Origin of the sequence: Streptomyces sp. SID11385 (assembly GCF_010548245.1) — a bacterium.
GTDB lineage: Bacteria > Actinomycetota > Actinomycetes > Streptomycetales > Streptomycetaceae > Streptomyces.
The window spans coordinates 1-5,767 of record NZ_JAAGLR010000883.1; the positions used below are offsets into that span (position 1 = coordinate 1).

Consider the following 5,767-nt stretch of genomic DNA (forward strand, 5'->3'; position numbering starts at 1 on the left):
CCCCTCAGCGGAGCGCCCCCGCCCCCCAGCCGGGCTCCGCCGACGCACCCTCAACCGCCTCGCCCTCCTCACCCCCACGGCCGCCCTCGCCACCCCCGCCCTCGCCGCCTGCGGCGCCCCCACCGGGCCCCCGTCCAAGAGCACCCCGCTCCGCATCATGGCCATCAACCATGTCTGGTCGCAGGCCGTCAAGAAGAAGCTGCCCGAGTTCGAGGAGCGCATCGGGCGCAAGGTCAGCATGCAGATGCTCACCGCCGATCAGCTCGCCTCCAGTTACAACGTCAAGCTCAACGCCTCCGGGACCGACGTCGACGTCATGATGGTCCGGGCCCTGCAAGAGCAGCTCGTCTTCGGGCACAACCGGTGGCTCGTCGATCTCACCGCCCGCGCCCAGCAGGACGCCGGGTTCGCGTGGCGGGACTTCCAGCAGTCCGCCCGGGACGTCTCCCTCACCGACGGGAAGATCCTCAGCGTCCCCGTCGTCACCGAGCGGCCCGCGCTCTACTACCGCAAGGACCTCGTCGGCGGGCGGCCGCCGGCCACCCTCGACGATCTCTACGCCACCGCACGCGAACTCACCCGCAAGGACGACAACTTCTTCGGGTACGTCGGGCGCGGGCAGCGCAACGGGGCCGTGTCGCAGTGGTCCAGTTTTCTGTACTCGCACGGCGGCGACTTCCTCAAGGGCGGGCGTTCCGCGATCGGTTCGCCGCAGGCGCTCGCCGCGTACCGCTACTACGGGAAGCTGCTCCACGACGCGGGTCCGCCCGGCGCGACCAACATGAGCCTGGAGCAGGCCATGCCGATCTTCGCGCAGGGCAAGGCCGCCTTCTACATCGACGCCGACGCGATATACAGCAGTTTCCTCGACCCGAAGGTCTCGACCGTCCGCGACAAGGTCGGCTTCGCGCCCTTCCCCGCCGGGCCCGCCGGGGCGCGCCCGCACAACATCCCCTCGTGGAGCCTCGGCATCAACGCCTTCTCCCGACTCCAGGACGACGCCTGGGAGTTCATCCTCTGGGCGGCGAGCAAGGAGATGGTCGCCGAGGTGCAGAAGGGCGGCATACCCGGGGCCCGCACCTCCGCCTGGCAGGACGCCCGCACCCTCGCCGCCTTCCCCGACGACCTCGCCGAGGCCATGCGCGTCAACGCCGAGCGCGGCATCGGCTACGACCGCCCGCGCGTGCTCCAGGTGAGCCGCGCCCGCGACATCGTCGGCCGGCCCCTCGTCGCCGGGATTCTGGGGCGCTCCGTCGATTCCGTCGTACGGGACGCCGACGCCGAGTTCGCCGACTTCCTCGTCCGCGACAACCGCCACAAGGAGGCGTGATGGCCAGCGAGGTCATGGCCCCGGCCACCGCGAAGGCCGAACGGCCGCGCAAGCAGCGGACGTTCGAGCAGACCAACCGGCGGCTGCGCTGGATGATGCTCGCCCCGGCGCTCCTCTTCGTCGCCGCGATGATCATCTTCCCTCTGCTCTACACGCTCAACCTCAGCTTCACCGACGCGTTCGGCGCGGTCAACGCGCCCAGCAAGCACGTCGGTTGGCAGAATTTCGCCGACGCGCTCGGGGACACCCGCCGCTTCTGGCCGGCCGCCGGACGCACCGCCGTGTTCACCATCGGCGCCGTCGTCCTGGAGACCGTCTTCGGGCTCGCGGTCGCGATGCTGCTGCGCAAGCCGTTCCGCGGGCAACGCTGGGTCCGTACCGTCCTGTTGATCCCGCTGCTCACCACGCCGGTCGCCATCGGCATCCTGTGGCTGCTCATCCTCGACCCGACGAACGGCATCGCGAACCACCTGCTCACCCAAGTCGGCATCCCCCGGCAGGAGTTCCTGGGGTCCGTCGGGCAGTCGCTGCCGACGCTCATGCTCATCGACGTGTGGCAGTGGACGCCGATGATGACGCTGCTCCTCCTCGCCGGGCTCAGCACCCTGCCCGAGGAGCCCGAGGAAGCCGCGCTCGTGGACGGCGCGACCGGCTGGCAGCGCTTCCGGCTCGTCATCCTGCCGATGCTGCTGCCCACCCTGGGGACCGCACTCGTCCTCCGCGCGGTGGACGCGCTCAAGACCTTCGACCTGCTGTACGCGACGAAGGGCCCCGGCGGCGGCTCCGACTTCGAGGCCGAGACCCTCAACGTCTACGCCTACGGGCTGACCTTCGACTACCAGGAGTACGGGCTCGCCGCCGCCGTCCTCGTCCTGTTCACGCTCTTCATCATCGGCGTCGTCGTTCTGCTGCGCCGCTCCGGGAAGGAGTCCGCCGCATGAGCGCCACCCCCCGGGCGGCCACCAGCGCGCCCACCGCGCCGTCCGCGTCCACCCCGTCCACCGCGCCGAGGAACACGCCCGTCGACCCCGTCCTCGCCCGCCGCCTGCGCCGCGCCCGCACCGGCAAGGTGCTCAAGGCCGTCGCGATCGTCGTCGTCATGCTCGTCTTCCTGCTGCCCATGGTGTGGATGTTCGCCGCGGCCTTCAAGACGAACGTGCAGGTCACGGACCCCTCCGTGGGGCTGTGGTTCAAGCCGACGCTGGAGAACTTCCGCAGCGTCCTCGAAGCGGGGACGCTGGTGCGCTCGATGGGCAACTCGGTCCTCATCGGCGTCGTGTCCACGCTGCTCTCGGCGCTCCTCGCCGTGCCCGCCGCGTGGGCCGTGGGCCGGTTCGACATGCGGCGTACGGGCTCGCTCGTCCTCATCGCGCGCATCGTGCCCGCCGTCTCGCTCCTCGTCCCCTGGTACTACCTCTTCGCGCGGGCCGGGCTCGTCGGCAGCTACACGGTGCTCATCCTCAGCCACATGTTCGCCGCGGTGCCGCTCATCCTGTGGATCATGACCGGTTTCTTCGCCGGTCTGCCCGTCGAACTGGAGGAAGCGGCGCGTACGGACGGGCTCTCGGCCTTCGGCGCGTTCTGGCGCATCAGCCTCCCGCTCGCCGCCCCCGGCACCGCGACGGCCTGCCTGCTCGCCTTCGTCTTCAGCTGGAACAACTTCATGTTCTCGCTGGTCTTCGCGGACGAGAACACGCAGACCGTGCCCGTGACCCTCTACAACTTCATCTCCTACGCCAGCACCGACTGGGGCGGGCTCATGGCGGCGGCGACCCTCATCACCGTCCCCGTGCTGCTCGCCGCGATACTCGGCCAGAAATACCTCGTCGCGGGGCTGACCTCCGGCGCCACCAAGGGCTGAACGGCACACCCCCACCCGTCACTTGCGAGAAAGAGCACCCGCATCATGAAGATCACCTCCGCCGAGGTCGTCGTCACCTCACCCGGCCGCAACTTCGTCACGCTGAAGATCACGACCGACGAGGGCCTCACCGGTCTCGGCGACGCGACCCTCAACGGCCGTGAGCTGGCGGTGGTCTCGTACCTGCGCGACCACGTCGCCCCGCTCCTGCTCGGCCGCGACCCGCACCGCATCGAGGACACGTGGCAGTACCTGTACCGCGGTGCGTACTGGCGGCGCGGGCCGGTCACGATGGCCGCGATAGCCGCCGTCGACATGGCGCTGTGGGACATCAAGGGCAAGGCGGCCGGGCTGCCGCTCTACCAGCTCCTCGGCGGCGCGAGCCGCGAGAAGGTCATGACGTACGGGCACGCGAGCGGGCGGGACATTCCCGAACTGCTCGACTCTGTCCGGGAGAAGCTCGCGCTCGGCTACCCGGCGATCCGCGTGCAGACCGGCGTCCCGGGGCTCCGGGCCGTGTACGGGGTCGGCGGCGCCGAGGCCGGTACGGGCCCGGACGGGCACCCGCGCCCGCTCGTCGAGGACTGGGACACCGCCGCGTACCTGCGCCACCTGCCGAGCGTCGTCGAAGCCGTACGGGCCGAGTTCGGCGCCGAGTTGCCGCTGCTGCACGACGCGCACCACCGCCTCACCCCGATCCAGGCCGCGCGCCTGGGGCGGGACTTGGAGCCGTACCGGATGTTCTGGCTGGAGGACTGCACCCCGGCCGAGAACCAGGAGGCGCTGAAGCTCGTACGGCAGCACACGACGACCCCGCTCGCCATCGGCGAGGTCTTCAACTCGCCCCACGACTACCAGTACCTCGTGACCAACCAGCTCATCGACTACGTCCGTTCGGCCGTCACGCACTTCGGCGGCGTGACCCCGCTGCGGCGCCTGTTCGACCTCGCGGGCCAGTACCAGATCAAGTCCGCCATCCACGGCCCCGAGGACATCTCCCCGGTCGGCATGGCGGCGGGCATCCATCTCGACCTCGCCATCCACAACTTCGGCATCCAGGAGTACAGCGGCTACACGGAGACGACCCACCGCGTCTTCCGCCACGCGTACACCTTCACGGACGGCTACCTCCACCCGGGCGAAGCCCCCGGGCTGGGCGTCGAGCTGGACGAGGAACTGGCCGCCGCGCACCCGTACGACCCGGCGTACCTGCCGGTCAACCGCTTGCAGGACGGGACGGTCCACGACTGGTGAGCCGCGGGTGCGGGCGGGCGTGGCAGGGTAGGGGAGTGACGCGTACGGGGTGATCGCCCGCACGGGAACCGTGTGCGACCTCCATCGGCGACCGCCCCGTACCGCCCCGCCCGGCGGACCGGGCGCCCGCGCCCGCCACGCCGGGCGTGCGGAAGGGGCGGGCCACGGCGTGCAGGCCGTGATCCGCCCCTTCTCCCTGTGAGGGATGCGGTGTTCAGCTCACCATCGGTACCAGCGGCCTCGCTTTCCGCCCGTCCCGGCGGAGCGGAACAGGAAGCCGAGCAGCCAGACGACGAGCACGGCGATCGCGATCCACCAGAGGATCTTGACCGCGAAACCGGCGCCGAACAGGATCAGCGCGAGAAGAAGAACGAGCAGCAGGGGAACCATAGTTATCAACCTCCGCCGCTCCGGGTGCCCTGCCTTCGGTCATGCACACCACATATCCGCGTCGTGATCATTTCGAGACCATTCGCGCGGCGGGCGGCCCGATCGGCCCCGGCCCGGCGCTCAGAGCAACGGGACGTCCGGGTGGAGGCGCAAGGTCTTCCACCGGTCGACGGTCGCGACGGGAACGGTCGCCTCGATCCGCGCCGCACAGGGGGAGTCGTCCAGGCGCGCGGCCCGCACGGTGAAGGAGAACGCCGTCGTGGCGGAGAAGGACGGCGTCGCGAGGTCGGTGCGGTGCGTGCTCCGTCCCGCGAGGCGGGCCGTCGCACGAGCCGTCGCTTGCCCTGCCGCCCGCTCCGTACCCCGCCCCGCCGCCCGCTCCGCCGCCTGTTCCTCCGGGCGGATCTCCACGACGATCTCGGCATCCGGGCAGTCCAGCACCCGGACCCGCGTCTTCAGCGTCCGGATCGCGAAGGCGCGTCCCTCCAGCCCGGCACCGGGGCTCAGCGCGACGGTCGCCGTGGTGCGGAAGGACCCGTGCGGGGGGACGTCCCAGAGCCAGTAGGGGCGCGGTGTGCAGGGGGAGTCCGGGCCGGCGTGCGGGCGGGCGCGAGGGCGAAGGGCGCGATGGGGGCGGCGGGCCCACGGCGTGACCTGGCTGCGGGTGCTCGGCGGCGGGCGGGTCGTCGGTGGCGGGCTGGGGCGGTCGGTCGCGGCCGGAATTGGTCCAGACGTATGTATTGACGGAGTCCCGGGGCGCTTCTTAAATCAACAGCGTCAACAGGTGAACAGAGCAAGCCCTTTCAGGGCGGCGCGAGTTCATGTTGTGTTCGCTGACATGAACGCGACACACGCCCGCCCCGTTCCACCCGCACCATCGCGCGACCTCCACCCCCACCGCCCCCACGGAAGCGATGTGATGCCCCATGCGT

At 70.7% G+C, this 5,767-nt stretch carries 6 protein-coding genes; 4 read left to right on the forward strand and 2 right to left on the reverse strand.

Annotation, left to right across the window (positions count from 1 at the left end; translation table 11 throughout):
- The first annotated feature begins 157 nt into the window (after positions 1 to 157).
- The 4 genes from G3I42_RS27040 to manD all read left to right on the forward strand — a co-directional run bounded on the left by G3I42_RS27040 (position 158) and on the right by manD (position 4,445).
- Complete coding sequence (locus G3I42_RS27040; protein WP_164290218.1) at positions 158 to 1,330, forward strand: sugar ABC transporter substrate-binding protein; 1,173 nt, start codon at positions 158 to 160, stop codon at positions 1,328 to 1,330.
- Positions 1,330 to 2,271, forward strand: coding sequence for a sugar ABC transporter permease (locus tag G3I42_RS27045; protein WP_164290210.1), 942 nt, complete (start codon positions 1,330 to 1,332; stop codon positions 2,269 to 2,271). The genes G3I42_RS27040 and G3I42_RS27045 overlap by 1 nt, the downstream gene beginning before the upstream one ends.
- A 104-nt stretch (positions 2,272 to 2,375) precedes the next feature.
- Positions 2,376 to 3,191 carry a carbohydrate ABC transporter permease gene (locus G3I42_RS27050; RefSeq protein ID WP_164290220.1) on the forward strand — a complete coding sequence of 272 codons (816 nt, stop codon included), beginning with the start codon at positions 2,376 to 2,378 and terminating at the stop codon, positions 3,189 to 3,191.
- Positions 3,192 to 3,236: 45 nt separating this feature from the next.
- Positions 3,237 to 4,445, forward strand: a complete 1,209-nt coding sequence (gene manD, locus G3I42_RS27055) for a D-mannonate dehydratase ManD (RefSeq protein WP_164290212.1) — start codon at positions 3,237 to 3,239, stop codon at positions 4,443 to 4,445.
- Between the two features lie 219 nt (positions 4,446 to 4,664).
- On the opposite strand, the gene G3I42_RS27060 is transcribed toward manD, so the two are convergent.
- Positions 4,665 to 4,835, reverse strand: coding sequence for a hydrophobic protein (locus G3I42_RS27060; protein ID WP_203607395.1), 171 nt, complete (start codon positions 4,833 to 4,835; stop codon positions 4,665 to 4,667).
- A 120-nt stretch (positions 4,836 to 4,955) separates the two neighbouring features.
- Positions 4,956 to 5,276, reverse strand: a complete 321-nt coding sequence (locus G3I42_RS27065) for a hypothetical protein (RefSeq protein ID WP_164290216.1) — start codon at positions 5,274 to 5,276, stop codon at positions 4,956 to 4,958.
- Between the last annotated feature and the right edge of the window lie 491 nt (positions 5,277 to 5,767).